Annotated in this window: 26 protein-coding genes and 1 pseudogene; 15 read left to right on the top strand and 12 right to left on the bottom strand. The window is 55.4% G+C overall.

Annotation, left to right across the window (positions count from 1 at the left end; translation table 11 throughout):
• Window positions 1–7: 7 nt before the first annotated feature.
• Window positions 8–1,462: a 2-hydroxymuconic semialdehyde dehydrogenase gene (locus ACZRKZ_RS21250; protein WP_463982735.1), complete on the bottom strand. Its 1,455-nt coding sequence runs from the start codon at window positions 1,460–1,462 to the stop codon at window positions 8–10.
• A gap of 125 nt (window positions 1,463–1,587) precedes the next feature.
• Window positions 1,588–2,556 carry a LysR family transcriptional regulator gene (locus ACZRKZ_RS21245; RefSeq protein ID WP_463982658.1) on the bottom strand — a complete coding sequence of 323 codons (969 nt, stop codon included), beginning with the start codon at window positions 2,554–2,556 and terminating at the stop codon, window positions 1,588–1,590.
• Between the two features lie 519 nt (window positions 2,557–3,075).
• Between ACZRKZ_RS21245 and ACZRKZ_RS21240 the strand changes: the two genes are divergently transcribed.
• The 13 genes from ACZRKZ_RS21240 (at window position 3,076) to ACZRKZ_RS21180 (ending at window position 14,582) form a co-directional block, all read left to right on the top strand.
• On the top strand, window positions 3,076–4,074 hold the full coding sequence (locus ACZRKZ_RS21240) for an ATP-grasp domain-containing protein (protein ID WP_463982657.1): 999 nt from the start codon (window positions 3,076–3,078) through the stop codon (window positions 4,072–4,074).
• 79 nt (window positions 4,075–4,153) lie between these two features.
• Window positions 4,154–5,293, top strand: a complete 1,140-nt coding sequence (locus tag ACZRKZ_RS21235; RefSeq protein WP_463982656.1) for a trypsin-like peptidase domain-containing protein — start codon at window positions 4,154–4,156, stop codon at window positions 5,291–5,293.
• A 70-nt stretch (window positions 5,294–5,363) separates the two neighbouring features.
• Complete coding sequence (locus ACZRKZ_RS21230) at window positions 5,364–6,500, top strand: phosphoribosyltransferase domain-containing protein (RefSeq protein WP_463982655.1); 1,137 nt, start codon at window positions 5,364–5,366, stop codon at window positions 6,498–6,500.
• A complete protein-coding gene (locus tag ACZRKZ_RS21225; RefSeq protein ID WP_463969272.1) occupies window positions 6,490–7,248 on the top strand; it encodes an HAD family hydrolase in 759 nt (252 codons plus the stop codon). The genes ACZRKZ_RS21230 and ACZRKZ_RS21225 overlap by 11 nt, the downstream gene beginning before the upstream one ends.
• A complete protein-coding gene (locus tag ACZRKZ_RS21220; RefSeq protein WP_463982654.1) occupies window positions 7,241–8,335 on the top strand; it encodes a cysteine protease StiP domain-containing protein in 1,095 nt (364 codons plus the stop codon). The genes ACZRKZ_RS21225 and ACZRKZ_RS21220 overlap by 8 nt, the downstream gene beginning before the upstream one ends.
• Window positions 8,335–9,285: an HpcH/HpaI aldolase/citrate lyase family protein gene (locus ACZRKZ_RS21215; protein ID WP_463982653.1), complete on the top strand. Its 951-nt coding sequence runs from the start codon at window positions 8,335–8,337 to the stop codon at window positions 9,283–9,285. Before ACZRKZ_RS21220 ends, ACZRKZ_RS21215 begins: the two co-directional genes overlap by 1 nt.
• Complete coding sequence (locus ACZRKZ_RS21210; RefSeq protein WP_133102784.1) at window positions 9,282–10,061, top strand: HAD-IB family hydrolase; 780 nt, start codon at window positions 9,282–9,284, stop codon at window positions 10,059–10,061. The genes ACZRKZ_RS21215 and ACZRKZ_RS21210 overlap by 4 nt, the downstream gene beginning before the upstream one ends.
• The gene (locus tag ACZRKZ_RS21205) at window positions 10,042–10,632 is read left to right on the top strand and encodes a TerD family protein (RefSeq protein WP_149415121.1); all 591 of its coding nucleotides are present in this window, start codon (window positions 10,042–10,044) and stop codon (window positions 10,630–10,632) included. Before ACZRKZ_RS21210 ends, ACZRKZ_RS21205 begins: the two co-directional genes overlap by 20 nt.
• Window positions 10,629–11,804 (top strand): TerD family protein, encoded by a 1,176-nt coding sequence (locus ACZRKZ_RS21200; protein WP_463982652.1) that lies wholly within the window; start codon window positions 10,629–10,631, stop codon window positions 11,802–11,804. Before ACZRKZ_RS21205 ends, ACZRKZ_RS21200 begins: the two co-directional genes overlap by 4 nt.
• Before the next feature lie 63 nt (window positions 11,805–11,867).
• Complete coding sequence (locus ACZRKZ_RS21195; protein WP_133102781.1) at window positions 11,868–12,317, top strand: tellurite resistance TerB family protein; 450 nt, start codon at window positions 11,868–11,870, stop codon at window positions 12,315–12,317.
• 11 nt (window positions 12,318–12,328) lie between these two features.
• Window positions 12,329–13,363: a TerC/Alx family metal homeostasis membrane protein gene (locus ACZRKZ_RS21190; RefSeq protein WP_463982651.1), complete on the top strand. Its 1,035-nt coding sequence runs from the start codon at window positions 12,329–12,331 to the stop codon at window positions 13,361–13,363.
• A 33-nt stretch (window positions 13,364–13,396) separates the two neighbouring features.
• Window positions 13,397–13,972, top strand: a complete 576-nt coding sequence (locus ACZRKZ_RS21185; protein ID WP_133102779.1) for a TerD family protein — start codon at window positions 13,397–13,399, stop codon at window positions 13,970–13,972.
• 31 nt (window positions 13,973–14,003) lie between these two features.
• Complete coding sequence (locus tag ACZRKZ_RS21180; RefSeq protein ID WP_149415124.1) at window positions 14,004–14,582, top strand: TerD family protein; 579 nt, start codon at window positions 14,004–14,006, stop codon at window positions 14,580–14,582.
• A gap of 184 nt (window positions 14,583–14,766) precedes the next feature.
• Here the strand turns inward: ACZRKZ_RS21180 and ACZRKZ_RS21175 are convergent, their stop codons facing one another.
• Window positions 14,767–15,306 (bottom strand): DUF1523 family protein, encoded by a 540-nt coding sequence (locus ACZRKZ_RS21175; RefSeq protein WP_463982650.1) that lies wholly within the window; start codon window positions 15,304–15,306, stop codon window positions 14,767–14,769.
• A 175-nt stretch (window positions 15,307–15,481) separates the two neighbouring features.
• Window positions 15,482–16,729: a DUF1835 domain-containing protein gene (locus ACZRKZ_RS21170; RefSeq protein ID WP_463982649.1), complete on the bottom strand. Its 1,248-nt coding sequence runs from the start codon at window positions 16,727–16,729 to the stop codon at window positions 15,482–15,484.
• A 173-nt stretch (window positions 16,730–16,902) separates the two neighbouring features.
• On the opposite strand from ACZRKZ_RS21170, the gene ACZRKZ_RS21165 reads away from it, so the two are divergent.
• On the top strand, window positions 16,903–17,598 hold the full coding sequence (locus ACZRKZ_RS21165) for an ABC transporter ATP-binding protein (RefSeq protein ID WP_463982648.1): 696 nt from the start codon (window positions 16,903–16,905) through the stop codon (window positions 17,596–17,598).
• Window positions 17,595–18,389, top strand: a complete 795-nt coding sequence (locus tag ACZRKZ_RS21160) for an ABC transporter permease (RefSeq protein WP_463982647.1) — start codon at window positions 17,595–17,597, stop codon at window positions 18,387–18,389. The genes ACZRKZ_RS21165 and ACZRKZ_RS21160 overlap by 4 nt, the downstream gene beginning before the upstream one ends.
• A gap of 169 nt (window positions 18,390–18,558) precedes the next feature.
• On the opposite strand, the pseudogene ACZRKZ_RS21155 reads toward ACZRKZ_RS21160, so the two are convergent.
• The 8 genes and pseudogenes from ACZRKZ_RS21155 to ACZRKZ_RS21120 form a co-directional block, all read right to left on the bottom strand.
• A pseudogene (locus tag ACZRKZ_RS21155) lies at window positions 18,559–19,675 on the bottom strand (aldehyde dehydrogenase family protein).
• A 112-nt stretch (window positions 19,676–19,787) separates the two neighbouring features.
• The gene (gene tnpB / locus ACZRKZ_RS21150) at window positions 19,788–20,264 is read right to left on the bottom strand and encodes an IS66 family insertion sequence element accessory protein TnpB (protein WP_463982646.1); all 477 of its coding nucleotides are present in this window, start codon (window positions 20,262–20,264) and stop codon (window positions 19,788–19,790) included.
• 101 nt (window positions 20,265–20,365) lie between these two features.
• Window positions 20,366–20,782 carry a hypothetical protein gene (locus ACZRKZ_RS21145; protein ID WP_463982645.1) on the bottom strand — a complete coding sequence of 139 codons (417 nt, stop codon included), beginning with the start codon at window positions 20,780–20,782 and terminating at the stop codon, window positions 20,366–20,368.
• 124 nt (window positions 20,783–20,906) lie between these two features.
• Window positions 20,907–21,410 carry a hypothetical protein gene (locus ACZRKZ_RS21140; protein WP_463982644.1) on the bottom strand — a complete coding sequence of 168 codons (504 nt, stop codon included), beginning with the start codon at window positions 21,408–21,410 and terminating at the stop codon, window positions 20,907–20,909.
• Between the two features lie 235 nt (window positions 21,411–21,645).
• Entirely contained in the window at window positions 21,646–22,065 is a 420-nt protein-coding gene (locus ACZRKZ_RS21135) for a hypothetical protein (RefSeq protein ID WP_463982643.1), read from the bottom strand.
• An 893-nt stretch (window positions 22,066–22,958) separates the two neighbouring features.
• Window positions 22,959–23,237, bottom strand: a complete 279-nt coding sequence (locus ACZRKZ_RS21130; RefSeq protein WP_463982642.1) for a hypothetical protein — start codon at window positions 23,235–23,237, stop codon at window positions 22,959–22,961.
• Window positions 23,238–23,304: 67 nt separating this feature from the next.
• Window positions 23,305–23,670 (bottom strand): hypothetical protein, encoded by a 366-nt coding sequence (locus tag ACZRKZ_RS21125; RefSeq protein ID WP_463982641.1) that lies wholly within the window; start codon window positions 23,668–23,670, stop codon window positions 23,305–23,307.
• A gap of 2 nt (window positions 23,671–23,672) precedes the next feature.
• The coding region (locus ACZRKZ_RS21120) for an RHS repeat-associated core domain-containing protein (protein WP_463982640.1) at window positions 23,673–24,420 on the bottom strand (748 nt) is incomplete at its 5' end.

Genomic DNA, 24,420 nt, shown 5'->3' with positions numbered 1-24,420 from the left:
CCGGGGCTCAAGGGTTGACACAGATGGTGGTGATTTGAGAGTAAAAATCCAGGGAATGGCGCCCACCTTCTCGACCTAGTCCTGACAGGCGAGTGCCGCCAAATGGGGTGCGCAGGTCGCGCAAAAACCAGGTGTTAACCCATACCATGCCGACTTCAAAACGCCGTGAAACCTTGTGTGCGCGCTTCAAGTCGCGGGTCCACAGCGCGGTAGCCAGCCCATAGGCCGAGTCGTTGACCCGCTGCACGACTTCGTCGTCGCCGTCGAAGGGGGCGATGTGGCAAACCGGGCCGAATACCTCTTCGCGCATGCAGCGAGCATCGTCGCCGAGGCCGGTCCAAATAGTTGGTTGCACGTAGGCGCCGTTATCGCGCTCGTCGCCAAAGTTGGGTACTCCGCCGCCAGTGACCACTGTCGCGCCTTCACTGCGGGCCAGTTCGAAGTAGCTCAGAACTTTGTCGCGATGCTTGTGGGAAATCAGCGAGCCCATGTTCACTCCGTCTTCATCCGGGTAGCCGATTTTCAGCGCTTCGGCGCCAGCCTTCATGGCCGCGACAAAACGCTCGTAGATCGGTCGCTCGACATACACCCGCTCCGAGCACAGGCAGACCTGCCCGGAGTTGGTGAAGCTGGAGCGCAGGACACCGGCCACCGCCGCGTCGAAATCGCAGTCGGCAAACACCACTGCCGCGTTCTTGCCGCCCAACTCGAACGACACATCACGCATGCCTTCGGCGGCGACTTTCATGATGGTTTCTCCGGTGCGTGACTCCCCGGTGAAGGTAATGGCGTCGACATCCTTGTTGCGGGCCAGGAACTCACCAGCCGAACCCGGCCCGAAGCCGTGCACCAGATTGAACACGCCAGCGGGCAAACCGACTTCGTGCATGACTTCGGCGAGCAGGGTGGCGGTGGAGGGTGAATCCTCCGACGGTTTGATCACCACCGAGTTACCACAGGCCAGCGCCGGGGCAACTTTCCAGGTCATCAGCAGCATCGGCAGGTTCCATGGCGAGATGATCGCCACCACTCCGTGGGGCTTGCGCACCGAGTAGCTGAACACGTCGTTGCCATCGGCGGTGCGCATCTCGAAGCACTCGCTGCCGGCTTGATTGATCAGCTCGGCAAAGGTGCGGAAATTGTGAATCCCGCGGGGAATATCCAAGGTGCGCGCTTGTTGCATCGGGCGCCCGGTATCGGCAACTTCGGCGGCGACGAAGTCTTCGAAACGGCGTTCGATGGCGTCGGCGATACGCTGCAACACCGCAGCTCGCTGACTGGCGCTGTATTCTCCCCATGGCCCATGCTGCGCGGCTTTTGCTGCCGCAACGGCACGGTCAACCAACGCCTTTTCGGCTTCACAGACATGGCTGAGCGTACGGCCGTCGATGGGTGAAATGTTGGGGAAGGTCTGCTCGCCGGCGACGAATTCGCCCGAGATATAATTACGCAGCAACTGCAAGGGTGCAGACACATCAGCCTCCGAAAAGCGTGGGTAGTCGGAGGAAGTGTAGGGAAAGTGGATATTAGTGAATAATAAAAATGTCGCGCCTTTCTATATCTATTTGGAATACCAGAGCCAGGCCTTCAAAGGGTGATTTGCTGGCGCTCATCAGACTCGCAACGGGCCTGATTCAGGCACTCGCGAAACAGCCGCGCCGCGGGCCCCAGCGCCCGCGTATTGGAGAAGAAACAGCCAATATCGCCGAACTGCAAAGGCGCTCCCAAGTCGAAGGCCTTGAGCAAACCGGCACCGACAAACTGTTGAGAGGCTTCGTAGGGCATCAGCGCCACGGTCTGTTGATCCTGCATCAGGGTGATGTTGGTGAGGATCGACAGCGACTCGACCACGTTGTCCGGTGTGGCCAGATCTGCGTCTGCGAACAGTTTGTCGGCGGTGCGTCGAAGCAGGGAGTCGCGGGTTGGCAGCACCCACGGATACTCATGCAAATCGGCCAGGCTGACCGGCGACCGCTCGTGCAATGGATGGTTGGCCCCGGCGACCACACTCAACTCTTCGGCGTACAGAACCTCGACATCGAGCATGGGTGACTCATTGCGCCAGCGCCAATCGTCAGGCACCCGACCCACCACCAGATCGACTTCACCCACGGCCAGGGCCGGAAACAATTGGTCCATCTGCCCGACCCGTAACGACACCAGCACACCGGGCGCCTGTTGCTTGAGCAACTGCATAGCTCTGGGTAGTAAAGACGTCGAGGCAGAGATCAGTGTGCCAACCATCACGTGCCCGGAGGTGCCTTCCTGGAAGGCGTTGACCTCGTCGGTCAGCGAACGCAACTCTGCCAGCAACGACTTGGCTCGCCGTACCACCAGTTCACCCAGTTCGGTGGCCGTGACGCCGCGATTGCCACGGATCAGCAACGGCGCATCGAAGTACGACTCCAACTCATGAATGATCTTAGTCACCGCCGGCTGAGTCAGGTTCAGCGCCTGCGCGGCACGCACCAGCGAGCCACTTTGCAGCACCTGATCGAACACCACCAATTGGTAGAACTTCAGCTTGCGCGCAACAGAGATCGTGGTGAACTTCATGCAGAGCCTCGAGTTACGCTTGGGCGCAGTGGATAGCCTGAACCGTGGGCGGCGGAGTGCGGGAGGGCGCTATAGTAATCACAATCAGGTGGGGGCGGGGAAGAGGTTGGAAGGGCGGGGGCCGCCAATGCTCGACTCCTGGCGGCTTTAAAACTTTAGTTAAGCGGTCATCTCTTGCATTGAATGCTTCGTCGTACCTGGAGTTCGCCGCAATGACCGCATCTGGTATTGACGACAGGCAAGAACCGGCCAAAAGCAGCCATTGCGCTTAAGTGGTCTTGTGCCGTAGAGCGCTAACCCAACACAGGCAAATCACCGATATTGTTTTATGGAAGGGGTGTCCTTTTCCTGTACTGGTATTACAACGACATGATATTTCCAGCCAGTGATATGGCGACACAGGATTTAAGTAGCCTTTTGCTTGATGTCCGTTATCGTGTCGGAAAAATTACCTAGCGTTGGGCGTTCTTACCCGACGAGTGCGGCAATTTCCGCCGATGTTCATTTAGGAGCGTACACGTGATCTGGTTTCTTGAAGGTCAATCCAGCCAACGCGACATTATTATGGGCGCGCGTGAAGCATTGCCGGCGAGTGTCAGGGTTTTTGCCTCCCATCGTCAGGACCGGCCCGAAATTACAGGGCAGGCCGACGTTAGCTTTCAAGAGCCTCAAGACAACCAGGAGCGTATTGACTGGGTGATTGAAACGGCACTTGAGCACCGCATCGAGGTGGTGCTTGCTGGTCGTATCGGCAGTTTGTACGAAACGGCCCGAGATCGGTTCGACGCTGCTGGCTTGCGCCTTGTTACGGGCGGTATGTCCATGGATACCTTCAATAACGTGGACGATAAAAGCCTGTTCACTGCCGAGGCCGAGCGTGCGGGGCTCGCTTGCACGCCGGCGCTAACGGTGACCAATGCCCAGGAACTGGCCGCTGCTTATGAGGTGTTGTCGAGCCAGGGAGAGGTTTGCATCAAGCCTGTCGTCGGGATCTATGGCCAGGGGTTCTGGCGGTTTAAGTCGGGTGTCGACCCGTTCCGCTGTCTGGAAAACCCAGACGCGCGGGAAGTCGACTTTGATACCTACCTGAAGATTTACATGTCCGGCGCAGAGCGGGTGCCCATGTTGGTCATGCCTTATCTGGCCGGCAACGAGTGCTCGGTGGACATGGTTTGCGAGTCGGGCAGGCCCGTGGCATTTGTGGGCAGAAGAAAGCAGGGTGTTTACCAGACATTCGAGCGCGAGTCGGTCGCCGTGGAGTTAGCCCTCAAGGCAGCCGCGCACTTTAAGTGCGATGGTTTGGTGAACGTGCAGACACGGGATGACCACGAGGGTATTCCCCATCTGCTGGAGATCAATCCGCGCTACTCCGGAGGTATTGGCTACACCCGGGCGACAGGGGTGAACCTGGCCGGAATATTTGCCACTCGTCGGCTGGGTCTGCCGGAGCCTGCGAAGCAGTGGGTCGAGGGTGTGCGCGTGAAGCCCATCACGGTTGCCGTGATAGCCTCTTCCTGATATTACAGCGCCATACAGACAGTGAATGATTCTTGATGTGTTGGCATAATTGCCGCCACATCGTTCAAGGAAGACCAGGATGAAGGCGCTTACACCCGGGGCAAACACCGCGATTTCAGGTGTAAAGACTACATGGACACTGGACTGTAGTAACTCCAGCGCCTTCGGTGAGTACGCCGCCGTGGCGTTGCTCCCTGTCACCGAGAAGCGTATGCCGACAGGGGACCCTGCGCTGTTTCAAGTCACCCAGAAATGGATGGAGTGGAGCGGCACGCCAGCCTCAATTGGTTGCTCCCTTGATTTGTCAGCGCTGCCCGGCGGCAGTGAGGGGGTGTTGCTGGTCGTTTATACATTTGCCGCAGCAGGCCCTGTCAGTGAACTCAAGGAGTTGCGTCTACAGGTCGACAACGAGGTCGAGTTGTCCCTCGATTTGCGCAATAACGGCGAATCGGCCATTGTCATTGGCGAGTTTTATAAACGTAACAACCAGTGGAAGTTCCGCGCGCTCGCCGAAGGCTCGGCCTATGGCCTTGCCGCGATGGGGCGACGGATGGGCATTGTCATCGATGACGCACACCCGACCCGCCGTTCGTACTCAGGCGATTCACCGAGAAACCGTGGTTCTGCCACGGGCACCGGTTTTGCCGTTTCACCCAGTCATGTGATGACGTGTGCCCATGTGATTGAGGACATGCAGGAGCTGCACATTTCCTCTTTTGCCGGTCGTTACCGCGCCGAAGTGGTGGTGGTCGATCAACGAAATGATATTGCCCTGTTGCGGGTTCAGGATTGCCCGCCACTGGTGCCAGTGGTCTTCAAGGAAGGCGCCAGCGGCGCGTTGGGCGAATCGGTGATTGCCCTTGGCTTTCCGATGGCGGGCCTGGCAGGCGGTGGCGTTCATGTGACACAGGGAGGGGTGTCGGGCCTGTTTGGGCTACACAACGATGCCAGTTTGCTGCAATTCACCGCAGCGATTCAGCCTGGGTCCAGTGGTAGCCCATTGTTTGATACCAGCGGCGCGGTCATCGCCATGGTGACGTCGACCTTGCCGGACGCGCAAAACATGAACTTTGCCGTCAAGGCCGGCCTGCTTCTGGCTTTCCTGGATGCCTGCCAGGTGTCCCCTTCCAAATCGCCAACGGGCCGCCTGTATTCGACCTCGGAAATGGCCCGTGAAGCACAATCCTCGCTCTGGCGGATCGAGGCCAGAAATCCGTAGAGGCATCTTGCTTGAAACAATAGTGAGCGATGTCTGACTCACTAAAACGCCTCTTTTAGGAATGTTGTACATGGAAGCCGCAGTAGTGAAAGCACCGATCTATCGACTCAGCGCGCAGCTCAAGCGCGGGTTAATGGAAGTTGATGTAGAGCAATCCTCCATCGCCCCCGAATCCTTGTTCGGGTTCGCCGAGCGCCGTAATCCAAAGCGTGCGTTCCTGTTTGTATCCCGCGTGCTGGGCAAGCATATTCCTGTGCGCCCATCGACTATGCAGGCCAGTTACGAAAGCCTGGCCGCCAAGATTCCCGCCGACTTGCCGGGGCCAGTGCTGGTGATCGGTATGGCCGAGACCGCAGTGGGCCTGGGGGCCGGTGTACACCGCGCTTATAGCAAGACTCGCCCGGACACGGTTTATCTGGTGAGCACGCGCCATCCGGTGGGCACTGAAATGTTCGCCCGTTTTGAAGAAGAGCACAGTCACGCCAGTGCACACCTGATCCATCAGCCCACCGACCCCGATATTCGGGAAATGATGCAGCAAGCGCGCTCCCTGGTGCTGGTGGACGATGAAGCCTCGACCGGCAAGACGTTCATCAATCTGCACCGGGCACTGATAGAGGCCGGGCTGAGCAAGGTAGAGCGGGTAGTGACCTGCGTGCTTACCGACTGGTCCCAGGGCGCTGTGCGCAATGCGCTGGGCGAGACCGCCGATGAGGTGTCCCTGCTGCAGGGCACGTATCGTTTCCTTGAGGATGTGAGCGCGCCATTGCCGGAAATGCCCGATGTGGGGGCGGTTGCGGTGGGTGAGTGGCCGATCGATCCGTGCAATGACTGGGGCCGTCTGGGCGTGCGTCATGTGGATGACACGCTGGCACCGGATATTCAGGTCAAGCCGGGTGAGCGGATCATCGTTGTGGGGACTGGCGAGTTCGTGTGGCGTCCGTTCCTGTTGGCTGAGCGCCTTGAAAAGGCAGGGGCTGACGTCCATTTCAGCTCCACTACTCGCTCGCCGATTGCCTTGGGCCATGAGATCGGGAGCGCATTGTCGTTTGCCGACAACTATGGTCTAGGTATTCCTAATTTTCTTTACAACGTGCGGCCAGGGCAATTCGATCGGGTATTGATTTGTAGCGAAACACCTGTCGAAGCGGTTCCCCAATCGCTGATTGACGCACTGAGCGCAGAGGTCATTGTCGATGAGCAGTAAGCGTCCTCTGATACTCATCGACCTCGATGACACGCTGTTTCAGACTGCCCGCAAGATGCCCGAAGGCGCAGCCCGGCATACTGCGACGCTGGATGTCGATGGCCAGCCCAATGGCTACATGAGTTCGGTGCAGAAAACCTTCGTGGAGTGGCTGCTGGAGTCTGCCGATGTGGTCCCGGTCACGGCGCGTAGCGTCGAAGCCTACAGCCGCGTGCAATTGCCCTTTGTCGCGGGAGCGGTGTGCTCCCACGGTGGGGTGATCCTTCAGCCCGATGGGACGTTGGACATGGACTGGCATGGGCAGATGACTGATGTGCTCGCGGCCTATCAAAGTCGGCTGCCTGCGCTCAGCGCAGCGACCTTGGCCATTGGCCAGGAAATGGGGTTCTCCCTGCGCGGTTGGGTGGTCGAAGAACAAGGCCTGCTCAACTACGTGGTGACCAAGCACAACGAGTCCGATGACTCGGTACTGCAAAAGGTCCTGGCTGAAGTTCAGGCCCGTGGCCTGCTGGAAGGTCTGCATATTCACGGCAATGGCAACAACCTGGCCTTCCTGCCCAATGGCTTGGCCAAGCGCCAGGCGGTCCAGGAATTACTGCGTCGAGACCGAGCCGTTAATGGCGAACGCCCGGTGTTGGGGTTTGGCGATAGTGTCACCGACCTGGGTTTCATGAACGAATGCAACTTCTGGGCGACGCCGGCCAATAGCCAGCTGGCAAAGGTTGTGGAGGCGATGATCCATGCTTGATGCTTTCGCCCATCTGACAACCGTCGGCAGCGGTAGCTACCTGGCTGACGACGTGCTCTTCCTGTTGCAGCCCGTCGAGATCGAAGTGACGGATGTTCAGGAGAAAGAGCGCCTGATCCAGACACAACAGAAGCATTACTCGGAGATGATCAGCCAAGAGTCGGCGCCTACCGAGGTTCACAAAGAGCTGTACCAGCGCGCCATGCAGCAGAATGCGGCCAGGATGGCTGGCGACGTGCAGTCCCTGGCCATCGCTTTGGATCAGGCCTGCAAGGGCCCTTCGATTGCGCTCGTGTCTTTCGTTCGTGCGGGTCTTCCGCTGGGTGTGCTGCTGCGCCGCGCGCTACTTGACCTGGGGCGTGAGGCCCATCATTACGGCATCAGCATCGTACGTGATCGCGGTATCGACATGATCGCCCTGGAAGCCGTCATCGAAGCTCACGGCGCTGAAAACATTGTGTTCGTGGATGGCTGGACGGGTAAGGGCGCGATCTCTGGCGAGATCCAGCGTAGCCTCAAGGGCGATGCGCGGTTTCCTGAGCAGCCACGCCTTGTGGTGCTGGCCGACCCCTGTGGGCGCGCCTGGATGGCGGCTTCGGCCGAGGACTGGGTGATTCCATCCGGCATCCTTGGGGCTACGGTTTCCGGCCTGGTCTCGCGCTCCATCTGGCCTGCCGAGGGCGGGCTGCATGGGTGCGTGGTTTACGACCACCTGCACGAACACGACGTGACTCGCGACTTCATCGACCAGATCGAGGTCGTACGCCGTACGTTGCCTGCGGTCGAGTCTGTCGCCCCGTGGACGCAAGCGCAGCGCACCGAGTTGCAGTCTGCGGCGCTGGAGGTGATCGATGTTATTTCCGGGCGTTTTGGCATTACCAATCTGAATCGGGTAAAACCCGGTATTGCCGAGGCCACGCGGGCCGTACTGCGCCGTGTGCCGGATCAGGTTCTGGTGCGTGATCGCAGTGACCCGGACGTGCAGTTGCTGATGCACCTGACCGAACGGGCCGGTGTGACGGTAGAGGAAGTCGGTGCGGCCCTTGGCCCTTACCGTGCCGTGACCGTGATTCGGAGTTTGAGTTGATGAAAAGATTTTCGCCTTACGCCCTCGGCGCCACGCTTTACATGCCGGCCACCCGGGAGGACATCCTGGACGTGGTTTTTCGCAAAAAACTGCCTGAACTGCGGTCCATGGTGGTGTGCCTTGAGGATGCGGTTGCCGAAATAGATGTCGACACGGCATTGCGCAACCTGCACCGCCTGCTCAGTGCCATTGAACAGCAGGGCGGGCGTTCGGATGACGGGCCGATGCTGTTCGTGCGCCCGCGGGACTCGCAAATGGCCGCGGTGCTGAACGAGTGGCCGCTGATGGTCCATGTCGACGGTTTTGTCGTGCCCAAGTTGAGCCTGTCGAACCTGCGCGCCTGGGAGTCGGCGGTCACTAACCCGGAAATTCTGCTCATGCCGACCCTGGAGACCCGGGAAGTCTTCAACCCGGGGGCCATGGTCGAGTTGGGCGAAGCCCTTAAAGAAACGCTGTTCCCGCGGATCATTGCGCTGCGGATCGGCGGTAACGACTTAATGGGCTGCCTGGGTTTACGACGCAATCCGGCCACGACCCTGTACGACACACCCATGGGCTATGTAATCCCCATGCTTGCCGGTGTGATGGGGTCCCAGGGGTTTGCCTTGACCGCGCCGGTGTTCGAGCAGTTGGCGACACCCCATCTGCTGTTGGAAGAGTTGAATCTCGATATTGCCCATGGTCTGGTGGGTAAAACCGCGATTCATCCAAGCCAGATCAACACCATCCAGGACAGCTTGCGCGTTAGCCTGGAGGATCTAAATTGTGCCAAATTAATGCTGAATGAAATTGCGCCCGCTGTTTTCAAACACAATGACGCCATGTGCGAACCAGCGACTCACCTCAAATGGGCAACCAATATCCTTGAACGCGCCAAGTGGCACGGTGTCAGGCATGTCGACGCGGGTCATGCCGACCCGTTAATCCGTCTTGCAGAGGCTGGCCGATGACCCAGGAAATGCTTGAGCGTGGCCCTGCGGGAGCTAAAGTGCTATCGGTCTTTGACTTTGATGGCACGTTGACGCGCCATGACAGCTTTGTACCGTTTCTTAGATTTGCATTTGGTAAGCGAGAATTTATCCAGCGCCTGCCGCGTCTCCTGGGCCCGAGCGTGAGCTACCTGACGCGTCGTTTGTCGCGGGACGAACTCAAGGCAAGGTTGATTGCTGCTTTCCTGACCGATACCAAGGAAGAATGGGTGCGGCACAAGGCTGCAGAGTTCTGCGGCCTGTATTGGGCTCGCCTGATGCGCCCGGTCGGTTTGACCGCTGTCGCGGCCGAAAGACAGGCTGGCCATGAGGTCACGCTCTGTTCTGCTTCCCCTGCGTTAGTCTTGAAGCCGTTTGCCGATCGTCTCAATATCAAATTGATCGGCACTGAACTAGAGGTTGTTGATGGACGTCTGACAGGACGTATATCGGGTAATAACTGCCGCTGTGAAGCCAAGGTACATCGCCTTGAAGCTGTGTACGGCGACTTGACCCAATACCGGCTGCGCGCCTGGGGCGATACGCGCGGCGATCAAGAACTGTTGGCCGCAGCACAAGATCCACACTGGCGACACTTTCACCCCGTATGGCGCCGTGGGCGTATGCGGGTAGCCAAGGCCGGGGATCGAGGTGCAGGCATTATGGCCGTTGCAACTCACCCGGCTGAAGGCAACAACGATAAACACCAGAAAACGACGATCAACAAGGAGCGTACAGATGGCCCTGACTCTGACTAAAAACCAAACAATCTCCCTGGAAAAAACAGCGGGCGGTGGTGGTCTTACATCGATCAGCCTTGGCCTGGGCTGGGACCCGGAGAAGTCCGGGTTCCTGGGGCGATTGATGGGCAACAGCGGTGAAGTCGACCTGGATGCTTCCTGCATTCTGTTCGATGAAAACCTCAAGCCGATTGACTTGGTGTGGTTCCGTCAACTGCAATCGCGCGACGGTTCGATCAAACACTCCGGCGACAACCGTACCGGTGAAGGCGATGGCGACGACGAAACCATCACCGTTGACCTGCAGCGCCTGCCGGCCACGGTCAAATCGCTGGTGTTCACCGTGAACAGTTTCACGGGGCAGAACTTCGAAAAAATTGCCAATGCCTACTGCCGCATTGTCAATGCGAGCAACAAGACCGAACTGGCGCGCTTCAATCTGTCCGAGAAGGGCCGTCATACCGGTGTGGTCATGGCAAGCCTGGTGCGCGAGGGCGGCGACTGGGAATTCAAGGCCATCGGTCAAGTGACCAACGGCCGTACCGCTGACGATCTGGTCAGCCTGGCTGTTCAGGCCGTGCGCTCATGACGACCCTGGGACCAGGCGCAAACGCTCCGGTCGCCACCGGTCAGGCGCAGGTCGAGATCAGCTACTCGCCGATTCCGGGCGCTGATATTGATGTGTCTGCGTTTGTTCTGGGGGCCGCCGGGAAAGTCCGTGGCGACACCGACATGTGTTTCTACGGGCAGACCACTGTACTGGGCGGCACGGTGCAAATGACCGAGTCCTCGGCCGGTCGCGCAGTGTTCACCCTCGACTTGTCGCGCCTTGAGGCGGTGGTCGAGAAAGTGGCGCTGACCGCGACGATTTACGAGAACAAAGCCAGTTTTGATCGCGTATCTCATCTTGCGCTGACCGTTACGGGCGGTATCGAGGCGCAGATACCCACCACGGGCATGAAGGAAACCGCGTTGATTCTTGGCGAGTTTTACCGTCGCCAGGGTGAGTGGAAATTCCGCTGTGTGGCCCAGGGTTTTGCCGGTGGCCTGGAGCCGTTGGCCAAGCACTTTGGTGTGGAAGTTGCGGCGCCTGCTCCGGTCGTAACGCCTGTACCTGCTCCGGCCCCTGCGCCCGTTCCGGCAGCGGCGCCGAAGCCTTCGGTCAGCCTCAGCAAAATCACCCTCGACAAGACGCGCTCGTCGATCAGTCTGGAAAAAACGTCCGAGGGCTTTGGCGAAATCAAGGTCAACCTGAACTGGAACAAAGGCAAGGGCGGTGGTGGCTTTTTTGCGCGCAACACCTCCATCGACCTGGATGTCGGGTGCCTTTACGAGTTGCAGGACGGCTCCAAGGGCGTCGTTCAGGCGCTGGGCAACTGCTTCGGCGATCTGGATTACGACCCCTACATTCAGCTCAAGGGTGATGACCGTACCGGCGCCGTCAGTGATGGCGAATGGCTTCATATCAACGGTAAACACTGGGGCAATATTCGACGGGTTCTGGTGTTTGCTTTCATTTACAAAGGTGCACCAAACTGGCGGGAGACCGATGGTGTTGTGACCATTCATGTCCCGGGCCAGCCGCCGATTGAAGTTCGGCTGAATGAAGAAGGAGGCCGTCAGGGCATGTGTGCAATTGCCCTGCTGGAAAATGTTGGCGGCGGCGTCAAGGTGAGCCGACGCGTGGACTTCCACAATGGACATTCGGCCATGGACAAGGCTTACGGTTGGGGCATGCGCTGGTCGGCAGGTTCCAAGTAATCCGATTATCAAACTAAAGTTGAATGCGGCGGGCCATTCCGGTCCGCCCTTGAGGTGAACAACATGTTGTCATGGCTGAAAACCAATGCGGCGCTTGCCCGCGAGAAACTGACCACCGAGGTGGCCAAGTTCAAGAACAAAGAGTTCATGGAAGCGGTCGCCAACAGCTGTGCCATGGTTGCAGCGGCTGATGGTGAAGTCAGCTCGGCAGAAAAAACGAAAATGGCCGGGTTCATCAGCAACTCGCCCGAACTGAAAGTGTTCAACCTGACCGACGTTATCAAGGTCTTCAACGACGCTTGTGCCAAGTTCGAGTTCGACTTCCAGATCGGTCAGGCCGAAGCCCTGAAAAACATCAGCAAGATCAAAGGCAAGGACGGTGCGGGACGCTTGCTCGTTCGTGTCGCCTGTGCCATCGGTGCCTCGGACGGCAATTTCGACGACAAGGAAAAAGCCGTTTGCCGCCTGATCTGCCTTGAGCTGGGCCTTCCCCCAGCTGACTTTGAACTGTAAGGAACGACACTGTGGAAGTTAGCCAACTGGGTTTCCCCCCGCTGACCATCGCCGTGTTCGTGGCGTTGGCGCTCGGCGCCATGATTATCGACATGTTTACCCATCGTGGTGACAAACCCATCAGCCTGGCCCAGGCCTCGGCCTGGTCGGTGTTCTGGATCCTCATCTCGTTCGCCTTTGCAGGGTTCCTGTACTTCGAGCACGGTTCAGAAGTCGCTACGCTGTTCATCACCGGTTACGCCCTTGAAAAAGTCCTGAGCGTGGACAACCTGTTCGTGTTCATGGCGATCTTCGCCTGGTTCAAGGTGCCCAATGGTCTGCGTCACCGCGTACTGTACTGGGGCATTCTCGGTGCGATCGTGTTCCGCCTGATCTTCGTGGCCATTGGTACCGGCCTGTTGGCCTTGGGGCCGTGGGTCGAGGTAGTCTTTGCCCTGATCGTTGCCTGGACCGCTGTGATGATGCTCAGAAGCGGTGGAGACGACGAAGAAGAAGAGGATTATTCCACGCACATGGCTTACCGTTTCGCCCAGAAACTCTTCCCTGTGTGGCCGAAACTGCATGGTCATGACTTCTTCGTGCGTCGCAAGACCCTGGAAGCCGAACTGACCAAGCCAGAAAACCAGGGCATGTCCCTGGCCGCCAAAGGCGGTTTGTTCGCCACTCCGTTGTTCCTTTGCCTGGTGGTGATGGAAGTTTCCGACGTGCTGTTTGCGTTCGACTCTGTCCCGGCAATCATCGCCGTCAGCCGCGAACCATTGATCGTCTTCTCGGCCATGCTCTTCGCCATTCTGGGTCTGCGGACCATGTACTTTGTGCTGGAAGCCCTGAAACGCTATCTGGTGCACCTGGAAAAAGCCGTCATCGCACTGCTGTTCTTCATTGCCGTAAAACTTGGCTTGAGTGCGACGGACCACATTTTCCAACACGGCTACACCATTGATCCGAACACCAGTTTGATCATCGTTGTCGTGGTTCTGGCTATCGGTGTTTTTGCCAGTGTGCTCTTCCCGCAAAAGGAAGAAACAGAAGCTGAAAAACCTTAACGTCAAACACATTACCCACAAGGAGTTGTACTCATGGCACTGACCCTTCAAAAAGGCGGCAACCTGTCCCTCTCGAAGACCGATCCGACACTGACCAAGATCCTGATCGGTCTGGGTTGGGATCCTCGCGCTACCGACGGTACGGAGTTTGACCTGGACGCCAGCGCGTTCCTGCTGGGTGCCAACGGTAAAGTACGTAGCGACGCCGACTTTATTTTCTACAACCAGCTCAAAAGCGCTGACGGTTCCATCGAGCACGCCGGCGACAACCGCACCGGTGCCGGCGATGGCGACGACGAAGTGCTGAAAATCGATCTGAGCCGCGTACCTGCGGATATCGACAAGATCGCTTTCACGGTCACCATTCACGATGCTGACGCTCGCAAGCAGAATTTCGGTCAGGTCGGTGGCTCGTTCATCCGCGTAGTCAACGAGATCAGCGGTGCTGAAATTGTGCGTTATGACCTCGCGGAAGACGCTTCGACCGAAACGGCGATGATCTTCGCTGAGCTGTACCGTAACAACGGTGAGTGGAAATTCCGCGCCGTTGGTTCGGGCTTTGCCGGTGGCCTGAAGGCTTTGGCCAACTCGTTCGGTATGAACTTCTAAACTCCACGTCTATTGAGCAAGGAAATTGATCATGGCTGTAAGTCTCTCCAAAGGCGGCAACGTATCCCTGTCCAAAGAAGCACCAGGCCTGACCGAAGTAGTCGTAGGTCTGGGCTGGGATCCTCGCGTCACTGACGGCACCGAGTTCGACCTCGATGCATCGGTTTTCGTCGTGGGCGAAAACGGTAAAGTGCTAGACGACAACAGCTTCATTTTCTACAACAACAAAAAAACGGCTGACGGCTCCGTTGAGCACATGGGCGACAACCGCTCCGGTGCCGGCGAAGGCGACGATGAGCAAGTGACTGTGAAACTGACTTCCCTGGCCCCGCTGGTGAAGAAGCTGGTATTCGCTGTCACCATTCACGATGCCGAAACCCGCAAACAAACCTTCGGCCAGGTTGCCAACAGCTTCATTCGTGTGGTGAACAAGGCTGACGGTAAAGAACTGGCGCGTTTCGACCTGAGCGAAGACGCTTCGACCGAAACCGCGATGATCTTCGGCGAGCTTTATCGCAGCGGTGAAGAGTTCAAGTTCAAGGCGATCGGCCAGGGTTTTGCTGGCGGCTTGAAGCCTCTGGCTGAAGCCCACGGCGTTAGCATTGGCTAACCCAAAGGGTTGAAAAAAAGCCCCGTCTTTCGAGCGGGGCTTTTTCTTGTCTGCCTTTTACGCATGCATGGCTGGTGGTGCCTGTCGTTCGATCAAGCGGCTGATCAATTGTCAGATACAAAAAATCCGGCGGATGGCCGGATTTTTTATCAAAACATGGGTCACGTCACCTGTAGGACTTGGGTCAATTTACCAAGGTCTGGTGACGTCGCTTCAGGCGACGCTTTACGAACACGGCTACAAAAATAAGCACTAGTGTCATTACGCTGAAGAACACCGTATTGAACCATGGAAATGGCTCCGCCCGGCTGTTCGTGGATTCGATAGCTGTGATGTTTGGGAAAACCGAAAGTATCTTAATGCGCCATCCGTAGTACCGAATGATCGCCAACTGCTCAGCATCACGAGAGTAGCCTTGGGCCTTCGCTTGGACGTCTGCAGAGTCGAACTTGAAATACCAGGGGAAGGACCAGCCAGTATCTTCATTGCGGTAGACCATGACTTTCTTGGAGTCTGGGTCTTCGGTGTTGATGAAATAAACGTCCCTGGTCGGGCCATCAGCTGGGTTTTCAGCATTGATGACGCCATCGTGGTCGACTCGCTTGACTTCAACTCCCGTGATCAGCACCACATCATGTTGAGGGAGGACGTAGAAAAGCCCCAGTGCGCCAGCGCTCACTATAAGCAGTACAGCAACTAGAATTACGCCTTTGAGCAACTTCATGCATTCACTCCATTTTAGAAGGTAGGAATTTTGCCCGTTTTCTTCGCAAGAGGGCATGTTTAGTTGATAGCCATCGTCAGTGTTGCATGGGGAAGATAGAGGAAGCGGAAAAATCCTGGTTCGCTAGCATTGCTGGATGAAACAGCCGCCAGTGAAGTTTTCCAGACACTGCGGGTCAATTACGCCACACAGGCATGCACCGATCATCAACCATCCAATGAGGCTGGCCGGCCTGTATGCATACGCCACCTACCCAGCGCTCCCTGGCGCCATGGTCCAGCCAATACGCCGTTCCCTTCAGCACCTGATGCCCCAGCGGTGTCAGCGTCAGCAACCTCAGGGGCCACTGCAGATGGGTATCTGACTCGGTCAACAGCGGCGTCTCGCAGTCAATCAGCGGGCGCATAAGCGCATGGAACATCAAGTCCCCCAGATACGGCAGTGGCTCGCGCTGGGCCATTAACTCGGCGAAAACTCTGGAGAATGCCACCGGGCCAGCTTCCTCTATAAATTGTAACGCCAGGTGTTCAGTCAATGATAAACCGTCCCGAACCCCCGGAAGTTCCTGCAGCTGGCGCAGCAGTGCCGGTGCTAGAAGTGGCAAGCAGCGATGCGTGCCGTGGGCGAGTTCGGCAAGTTTGACCGGTGAGCTGTCGCAATAGGCCAGCCATGCCTGCCGGGCCAGTTGCACGGTTTGCTCATCAATGGGGCGGCGCTGCGGCCATAACCAGGCCAATACGTCGGGAGCCAGTTGGCCGATGCCGATGAAGCGCTGGACGCCGGGGATACGGTCGACTTCTATCAGCTCAAGCTTGAGTGGTGCGCGCTCCAGGCCTGCCAGGGCACGAATCAGGAACAGTTGGTCGTAGGCGTCTGCCTCGCACCACAGCACGCTGTGTTCGTCGTTGGCCAATAACGTGAGGTGGTTGTATTCGTCGTCGAGCCTGCGCGCTACATCGGCGCAGTCCATCTCAAACGCCTCACTGATATAGCGGCTGCGCACTGCCCGGTATTGCTCGGCAGGCAGGTTTGGAACAGGCCCCATGCATAACGGATCGGACAGCATTCGAAAGTGGCCCTTGAACCCCGCCAACTGCAGGCTATGCGCAATATCGTTGCCACATCGCCAGTGGGTGCTCAGGGCTTCATCGCTCGCCGCAAAAACTGGATGGCGAGCAGCGAAATCAACCGCATCCACGTGTGCCTTGAGTTTTGGCCAGCTACTGAAACCCAACTGTCTGGCGATCAGCCACTGGGCGTCGGACAAAATGGGCGATGAGGATGGAGGGCCGCCAGGGATCAGGGAAAGTTGTTCGGGCGCCGCACCACTTTTCATGCGCAGCAGAAGCTCCTTGGCGCGCTTGCGTTGCTGCTCAAGGTTGATACGGCCGTCATGGGACGAGGATACTGGATGTTGCGACATACGATCTCCTTGCACAAACCTTGTCCGCTTTAAGGTTGGGAGTCGTAGAGATGTGGTATTCAGTCAAGGTCCTGGGCGCAGCCCTTTCCGCGGATGGAGGCGTAGATGGCGCCTTGCGGGAATATAGGCAGTGGCGTATTTGATTGCAAGCCGTTCAGTATAGGATTGAGTCCATGACGGACACCGTTTACCCGTTGATCGAAGCCAGGGCACTGACGCGAATGGATGAGCGCCATCAGGCTCAGCTGCTTCACACCACTGACTTCAAGCTGTACCGCACAGACCGTATCTCCATCACCGGCTCATCAGGCTCGGGAAAAAGCGTTTTCCTCAGGGCGCTTGCCTTGCTGGACGCGCCGACGTCTGGAGACATCCTGTGGAACAACCAACCCGTTCCCAACGCGCTAATACCCAGGTATCGCAGTCGCATCTGCTACCTCTCGCAGCGGCCGGCACTTATTGACGGTACGGTGGAAGATAACCTGCGCTTTCCCTACAGCCTCAAGATCTTGCAGCACCTGGACTTCGATCTGGAAACGGTAAAAGTCCTGCTGGACCATGCCGGAAAAGAGCCAGGATTCCTGTCGAAAAGGGCGGGTGATCTGTCGGGCGGCGAGTCGCAGGTCGTTTCGTTGATCAGAACACTGCAACTGGACCCGCAGGTGCTACTGCTGGACGAACCGACAGCGGCACTCGACCCTGCATCGTCTCTAGAGGTTGAGGCCTTGATACAGGCCTGGTTCGACAACGGCTCGGGATCGGCCCATGCCTACATTTGGGTTTCCCACGACCAGACCCAGGCGCAACGAATGAGTACCACCCGGTTGCACATGAGCGCTGGTGTGTTAACCGGAGCCATCCCGTCATGAACTATCAAAACCTGTCGGTGCTGGATATTTCTATCGCCGCCTCGTTGATCCTCATCAACGGTGCGCTGTCACTGCTGCTGAAGCTGGGCCTTGAGCGACAACTTCTTTGGGCCGCTATCCGCACGGTGGTTCAACTGCTGGCGATTGGTTACCTGCTGGGCTGGGTGTTCGAGTTTGCCTACTGGTATGTGGTGTTGCCGCTGATGTGCTTGATGACCCTGATCGCCGGCATGTCGGCAGCGGGGCGGGGCAAGCGCACGTATGCGGGCCAGCGTGTCGACAGCATTGTGTCAGTGTGGGGCAGTTCGTGGCTGGTGACTGCCGTGGGGTTGTTCGCCGTCATCCGCATTCATCCTTGGTACGAGCCGCAGTACGCGATCCCTATCCTGGGGATGATCCTCGGCAACACGCTGACTGGCGTGTCCCTGGGGATTGAACGCATGACCCAGGAGTTGACCTCGGGACGCAACACCATCGAAATGATCCTGGCGTTGGGCGGGTCGCGCTGGGAGGCGGCGCAGGGCGCCATCCGCCAGGCCGTCAGGGCCGGCATGATCCCGACCCTCAACCAGATGACGGTGGTCGGCATTGTCAGCCTGCCGGGTATGATGACCGGCCAGGTGTTGGCGGGAGAGAGCCCGGCGGACGCGGTTCGTTACCAGATCGTCATCATGTTTCTGATCGCCGCGTCATCGGCATTGGGCACGGTAGGTGCTGTACTGCTCACCTACCGACGGCTGTTTTCAGCCGATCATCGTTTCTTGAGGTACAGGCTAGAAGAGCGGCCTTAACCGTGTCGGTTACGCTCGTCTGCTGCCTCAGGTTTGGCGTTTGATGCTAGTGGCATCACCGAGCAATCCGCCGCCATTGTCAGTGGCCTATCGCTGCCCGAGTGGTTGATCGAGATTGAGGCGCAGGCGTTGATTCTTGACTGAGCAAGCTCCTACGGTCACCCAGGGCTCAATAGCGAATCATCACCGACTTCAGCTCGGTGTAATCCTCGATAAACGCACCGCCAAACTCCCGACCCACGCCCGAGGACTTGTTGCCACCAAACGGCACCGCTGGGTCGAGCAAGGTGTGCATGTTTACCCAAACCGTGCCGGCGTTGATTGCCGGCACCATGCGCAAGGCCTTGCCCAGATCGTTGGTCCACAGGTTGGCGCTCAAGCCGCCGGAGGTGTTGTTCATCAGCTCCAGCAGGTCTTCCTCATGGTCGTAGGGGAAGAAGGTGGCAATCGGGCCGAAGGTTTCCTCATGGAGCAAGGTGTCGTTGGCGCTGTTGGCGAGGATCACTGTGGGTTCGACATAACAACCGGGCCGATCCATCCGTTTGCCACCGTGGATGATGGTGTTGTTTTCAGCGCGTGCGGTGGCGAAAAACTCTTCGAGTTTCAACTGATGCTAACGGCGGGTGACCGGACCGAATTCGGTGCGTTCATCCAGGGGTGAGCCGATCGGCGATGCGCAGCAGGGTCAGCGGTGTGAACTCGCTGGGTTTGATAATGATGCTGCAACCGGTCACCAGCGCAGACGCGAGTTTCCAGATGGCGATCATGGTGGAGAAGTTCCACGGCACGATACCCACCACTACGCCGACGGGTTCGCGCAGGGTGAACGCGGTATAGCGTTCGCCGGCGAAGGAGGGCAGCGATGGGGTGATGGTCTGGCCGCTGATCTTGGTCGCCCAGCCGGCGTAGTAACGCAGGAAGTGCGCCGCTTGGTCGACTTCAAAGGCCCGGGAAATCTGAATGATCTTGCCCGACTGGCAGGTCTCGATCTGCGCCAGTTCCTCGCGGTGGCGCTCCAGCAGGTCCGCCAGTTTCAGCAGCACGTTGCCACGGGTTGCCGGTGCGACTTGGGACCACAGCTTGAAACCGCGATTGGCTGACTCCACCGCCGCATCGATGTCGACGTGATCGGCATCGACGACACGGGCGATAACGTTGCCAGTGGCAGGATTGATGACTTCCAGGGTCTGGCTGGAATGGCTCTGGGCATAACCACTGTCGATAAACAATCGATGGTCTCGACCCAGGAAGGCTTCGACTTGGGGTAGCAGGGAAATATCGCTCATGGGGTTTCCTGATTACGAATAAAGGAAAGCCTGAGGTTAACCAGCGGTGGCTGCCGGGGCTTGACTGTGGCTGCCGCGGGGCATGTCTGTGGCTGCCAGCTCGATCAGACCGTCAGCTGTGGAAAGTGCAATCTTGGCTGTGGAAGGTGCATTTTCGTCTCGACGGGCCGATCCCATACTTGCCCTGCATCCAGCACCGTTCCTCGATTTTGAACAGGTGCAGGACATCCAATAATAAGCAGGGCCATCCATGAAAAAGCCAAACGCGCTCCTTGAAGACCTCAAGTCCATTCTGCCGACCATCCAACTCTTGAACCGTTAACACAATGGCTTCGTCGGTGAGATCAGGCGATGTTTTGAAGCGCTCGGACTCCAGGCGCTTGAGCCAAAGGCAAAAGCCGTTGCGCTCCCAATAGAGGATTTTCACTCGGTTACGGTGGCGATTCAGGAAAACGAAAAGCACGGGATCGAACACCGCGACCTTGATATCCAATTCGACAAGGGCAGACAGGCCGTCGATAGATTTTCGAAAGTCCACGGGTTTAGGGTAGAGGTACACTTTTTCAACTTTGGCGTCGGGGCGCATCATAGTTGCTGGCTCCTGAAAGAGATCGGGAGCACAGCTTCAGGCTTCAACTGACGGATTTGAATGTGGGCACGGTGGATCGCTTACACTGGATTTTCCCCTACTTACCAAGTGGACTGATCTTCTAGGCTGGCCTTCAGGAGATCGTCTTTCCACTCCTCATTTGCGAATCTAAAGATATCTTCGAAAAAACCTCTCGGGTCATCTATCTCGGTCTCATCCCAAGCCATGCTTATATATTTGTCATGGTCGCTTTCAAATTCTTTCGAAAAATTAAACTCTGGAATTTCTAATGCGTCTTTCAATATGGTAATTAAGACAAAGCGGTGTCTGTAAGGTAGGTACATAAGATCCTTTAAAATAAACGACCTAATGATCTCTTCTCGGTCTTTAGAATCGTTAGGGTTGTATTGCCAGAGCGCTTCGCCTTTAGTTTCTTCACGGTCATATATCGAGAGCGCTCCCAGTATATGGGAGGTTTTTGGCTCGTAGGGAGCATCTATATATGGAATTTTTAACATTTTTTTTCTCACTGGAAACGCAGTGAAAGGTAAGCGACCCATAAACCACGCATGGCAAAAAACCGATGTGAGCTTTTAGCGCGAGATAGTTGCATTACAAAGGGGATGGATCTATTTTAAGATTTTATGTAAATAGGTCCATCCCCCTTATCGATGCTGTGGCTTCCGTCTGGTATCGTGTCAAGCACTCAAGTAAAACTTTCATAAAATGGCGATGATCAGAAATCTCATCATCAAAATATGTATCGAATAGGTAGAGAACGGAGTCGAAGTTGTTATAAATGGATAAGTAGTGAATTAAGGTGCTAATAAACCAATTCTGGTCGTCCTTTGTATATGAAATAAACTCTGGCTTGGTTAGTGCGTCGAAAAGTTCTGATAATTCTGTTGCGTTATTCACGTTTTTCGAGGCGATAAGTTCTTCTCTTTCTAGGTCTTTGATGTTTTCAGTGCTGTATGTGAATAGAAGGCCTCGAATTATCGAAAGGTTAGGTGGTTTTTTCATTTTACAAACTCCGTAAAGGCGGTAATGGGCTTGCCGTTTTTTGTCGAGAACCACAATTGCTTTTGTTTGCGTACCATATTTAAGGCCATCATTTTTATATCCCTCGCCAATGACTTTTTCCATGTCTATAGAAGGCATCGCACCAGCTTTGCTGTTGACTTTGTGTAACAGGGGCGATCTATTTTGTTTTTTGAGATTTTACGTAAATAGGTACGTCCCTTTTATCTTGAAGTTGTACGTAAATATATCCGCCCACTTTATGTTGAAGGTCACAAAGATTTCATGGTTGTACGCAGACCAAATGTGGGAGCTGGCTTGTCTGCGATGGCGGCCTGGCAGTCGCCAAAGATCTTGATTCTTACCAAGTAGACTGATCTTCTAGGCTGGCCTTCTGGATGTCATCTTCCCATTCCTTATTGGCTAATCTAAAAACCTCTTCGAAAAATCCTCGTGGATCATCTATTTCGGTCTCGTCCCAAGCCATAGATGTGTACTCGTCATGGTTGTCCTCAAAATAAATATGAAAGTCAAAATTTTTCGTGGTTAGTGCGTATTCTAAGTTCTCAATTAGTTTGTATTTGTGCCTATATGAAAAACTTTTGTCCGGGTCGAGGCAGTACTTGAGTATCAGTTCTTTTCTATCTTTTGGATCGTTTGGGTTGTATTTTGCTAGCTCTACACCTTTTGTCTCTTCTCGGTCATATATATCAAATATTCCTACGAAATAATTCAAGCTTACGTCGAAAGGTAGGTGGTCTGAAAGTGGATGGAACAGCATTTTATTTTCCTTCTATTGGAAATAGTGTGAAGGGGTTCCGACTTGCCGAAATTTCATCTCGGCGCCATTCATGGAGTTATTAAATACAGGATTCTGTTTATCATTTTTATTGGGTCTGTAGCCTCTTCCCGCTCCAGGTTGCTCTATTCGTACTATGTGGTTTTTCTTATCGTCAAGTCCTGTATGTCGGGTCATGCCTCTATCGGCTCTTGTGGTCGCCTCAACCCATGCATTTAACTGCATTTTCCAACTTGTGAACTGAGAGCTGGGATTGCCTTTTGATTTTGGTGGGGTGTAGCCAGTTATTGGGTCAGCATTGTAAAAGGGGACGGATCTATTTGTTTTTTTAAATTGTACGTGAATATACCCGCACCCTTTATCTTGAAAATCACAAGGATCTCATGGTTGTACGAAGACCAAATGTGGGAGCTGGCTTACCTGCGATGGCGGCCTGTCAGTCGCCAAAGATCTTGATTCTTACCAAGTAGACTGATCTTCTAGGCTGGCCTTTCCAAGGTCATTTTTCCATTCTTTATTCGCGAGTCTAAAAATATCCTCGAAGAAGCCTCTGGGATTTTCCATGGCGTCCCATCCGTAAGGTAAGGCGCAATGGGACTCGGGATCTTGACTAAGAATCTCTGAGAAGTCGTATGAGCTATCATTAAGAGCCGAACTTAAGACATCTATTAGAGATTTCCTATGCCTATGATTTAAGTCTGTGCTCCTGTCAATTATGTGGTTTTTAATTAACTCTTCTCTGTCGGCGGGCGAATTTATGTTGTAGTTTGCAAGGGCTTCACCTAAAGACTCTTCACGGTCATAGATGTCAAGTCCGCTGAGTAAATATTGCAGCTTTGGTTTGTACGGTATGTTTAGAAAAGGGTGTTTTAACATTAACGAGTGCTCACGGGGAATGCTGTGTATGGTCGTTTTGTTTCACGATCAAACTTTACGACAGCGGCGTTCATGTTTTCATCGAGTATTGGATTGTTAGGGTCTTTTTTATTTGGTATGTATCCTCTGCCGCAGCCTTGCATTTCAATCCTGACGACAGGGTTGCCATATTCGTCTTCTCCAGTGAAACGCTCCATTTTACGTGCCTCTCTTGTCATGGCTTCGTTTAAGACGTTTAACTGCATTCTCGAACTTTTAAATTGTGAACTGGGTTTCATAAAGTTCTTTCTTTGTTGATGGGTGGCTAGCTATTTTCAAACACGTTCATCCAGCTATTTGCCGTGTTCATGTTGATTCGCTCTCTGCAGCCTCTACGTGGTAACGCATAAGGCATTCGAGCAAAACCGTCATGAATTTACGCTGGTCAGCGACTTCATCGTCAAAGTACGTCGTGACTTTTGAGAAGAATGAGTCAAAGTTGTCGCCGGTGGATAAGAAGTGGTCAATTGTATTTATAAACCAATCCTGGTCATCTTTTGTGTATGAAAGGAATTCTGGCTTTGTTAGCTTGTCGAAAAGCTCTGAAAGTTCTTTTTCATCATTAACATTCTTTGATGTAATGAACTTCTCCCTCTGGATGTCATTAGTGTTTTCGATGTCATACGTAAAAAGCAAGCCGCGTATTATTGAGATATTAGGAGGTTTTTTCATGTTTAGAAGTCCGTGTACGCAGTTATGGGGTTGCCGTTTTTATCTAGGATTACTATTGCGTTGTTTTGCTTTCCATATTTAAGTCCATCTCGCTGATAGCCCTCGCCGATGGGTTTTCCCATATTAATTGGCGATACCGAATCGGTGCTTCTGTTATTTCGAAAAATAAATATTGCACGGTTAATCGCATTTAACTGATCTCGGTGACTTAGGAAGTGGGTGGCCGCAATAGGTGTTTTTGGTTGCCCGATTTTTTTTCCTGAGATGTACGTTTCAACAATGCCGGTAGTAGGGTTTTTTCCAAATTTAACTCTTTCTAGCTGAGAAGCGAGAGTTGTCTGTGCTCCATGCTTTTCCAGAAAGTGTGCTCCGGGTGTTGCTCGTTCAAGTTCAACTAGGCGGCGGTAAGCATTTGCTTCTGCAAGCTCGTCAATTCGTGCGCGTCGTTCAGCCTGTGTCAGACGAGGTAAAGCAGGCAGTCCTTCATCAACCGTTGCTTTTCCGGCTGGATTTCCAATCCCGACGTCCGGCTTACACCCATCCCCACCCGGGCACGTACTCAACCCCAACGGATCCACCCACCCCGTCGGGTTGGGCACGTATTGGTATCCGTTCAGCCCGCCCGCCAGTTTCACCGGGTCGGGCGTCAGATAGCGGCCGTTATCGGGATTGTAGTAGCGATGGCGGTTGTAGTGCAGTCCGCTTTCTTGATCGAAGTACTGGCCCTGGAAGCGCAGCGGGTTGTTGACG

This window comes from Pseudomonas sp. c313 (genome assembly GCF_055407145.1).
Note: the sequence above shows the minus strand (reverse complement) of the source record. Positions and strands in the feature narration are given on the sequence as shown.

Excerpts from the sequence above, each read along its gene's own strand:
- ACZRKZ_RS21205 (WP_149415121.1), top strand. The coding sequence starts at position 10,042 with ATGGCCCTGACTCTGACTAAAAACCAAACAATCTCCCTGGAAAAAACA.
- ACZRKZ_RS21140 (WP_463982644.1), bottom strand. The coding sequence starts at position 21,410 with ATGGAAAAAGTCATTGGCGAGGGATATAAAAATGATGGCCTTAAATAT.
- ACZRKZ_RS21170 (WP_463982649.1), bottom strand. The coding sequence starts at position 16,729 with ATGTCGCAACATCCAGTATCCTCGTCCCATGACGGCCGTATCAACCTT.
- ACZRKZ_RS21230 (WP_463982655.1), top strand. The coding sequence starts at position 5,364 with ATGGAAGCCGCAGTAGTGAAAGCACCGATCTATCGACTCAGCGCGCAG.
- tnpB (WP_463982646.1), bottom strand. The coding sequence starts at position 20,264 with ATGATGCGCCCCGACGCCAAAGTTGAAAAAGTGTACCTCTACCCTAAA.
- ACZRKZ_RS21175 (WP_463982650.1), bottom strand. The coding sequence starts at position 15,306 with ATGAAGTTGCTCAAAGGCGTAATTCTAGTTGCTGTACTGCTTATAGTG.
- ACZRKZ_RS21130 (WP_463982642.1), bottom strand. The coding sequence starts at position 23,237 with ATGAAACCCAGTTCACAATTTAAAAGTTCGAGAATGCAGTTAAACGTC.
- ACZRKZ_RS21195 (WP_133102781.1), top strand. The coding sequence starts at position 11,868 with ATGTTGTCATGGCTGAAAACCAATGCGGCGCTTGCCCGCGAGAAACTG.
- ACZRKZ_RS21245 (WP_463982658.1), bottom strand. The coding sequence starts at position 2,556 with ATGAAGTTCACCACGATCTCTGTTGCGCGCAAGCTGAAGTTCTACCAA.
- ACZRKZ_RS21160 (WP_463982647.1), top strand. The coding sequence starts at position 17,595 with ATGAACTATCAAAACCTGTCGGTGCTGGATATTTCTATCGCCGCCTCG.
- ACZRKZ_RS21125 (WP_463982641.1), bottom strand. The coding sequence starts at position 23,670 with ATGAAAAAACCTCCTAATATCTCAATAATACGCGGCTTGCTTTTTACG.
- ACZRKZ_RS21145 (WP_463982645.1), bottom strand. The coding sequence starts at position 20,782 with ATGTTAAAAATTCCATATATAGATGCTCCCTACGAGCCAAAAACCTCC.
- ACZRKZ_RS21225 (WP_463969272.1), top strand. The coding sequence starts at position 6,490 with ATGAGCAGTAAGCGTCCTCTGATACTCATCGACCTCGATGACACGCTG.
- ACZRKZ_RS21165 (WP_463982648.1), top strand. The coding sequence starts at position 16,903 with ATGACGGACACCGTTTACCCGTTGATCGAAGCCAGGGCACTGACGCGA.
- ACZRKZ_RS21215 (WP_463982653.1), top strand. The coding sequence starts at position 8,335 with ATGAAAAGATTTTCGCCTTACGCCCTCGGCGCCACGCTTTACATGCCG.
- ACZRKZ_RS21185 (WP_133102779.1), top strand. The coding sequence starts at position 13,397 with ATGGCACTGACCCTTCAAAAAGGCGGCAACCTGTCCCTCTCGAAGACC.
- ACZRKZ_RS21210 (WP_133102784.1), top strand. The coding sequence starts at position 9,282 with ATGACCCAGGAAATGCTTGAGCGTGGCCCTGCGGGAGCTAAAGTGCTA.
- ACZRKZ_RS21235 (WP_463982656.1), top strand. The coding sequence starts at position 4,154 with ATGAAGGCGCTTACACCCGGGGCAAACACCGCGATTTCAGGTGTAAAG.
- ACZRKZ_RS21220 (WP_463982654.1), top strand. The coding sequence starts at position 7,241 with ATGCTTGATGCTTTCGCCCATCTGACAACCGTCGGCAGCGGTAGCTAC.
- ACZRKZ_RS21135 (WP_463982643.1), bottom strand. The coding sequence starts at position 22,065 with ATGCTGTTCCATCCACTTTCAGACCACCTACCTTTCGACGTAAGCTTG.
- ACZRKZ_RS21200 (WP_463982652.1), top strand. The coding sequence starts at position 10,629 with ATGACGACCCTGGGACCAGGCGCAAACGCTCCGGTCGCCACCGGTCAG.
- ACZRKZ_RS21180 (WP_149415124.1), top strand. The coding sequence starts at position 14,004 with ATGGCTGTAAGTCTCTCCAAAGGCGGCAACGTATCCCTGTCCAAAGAA.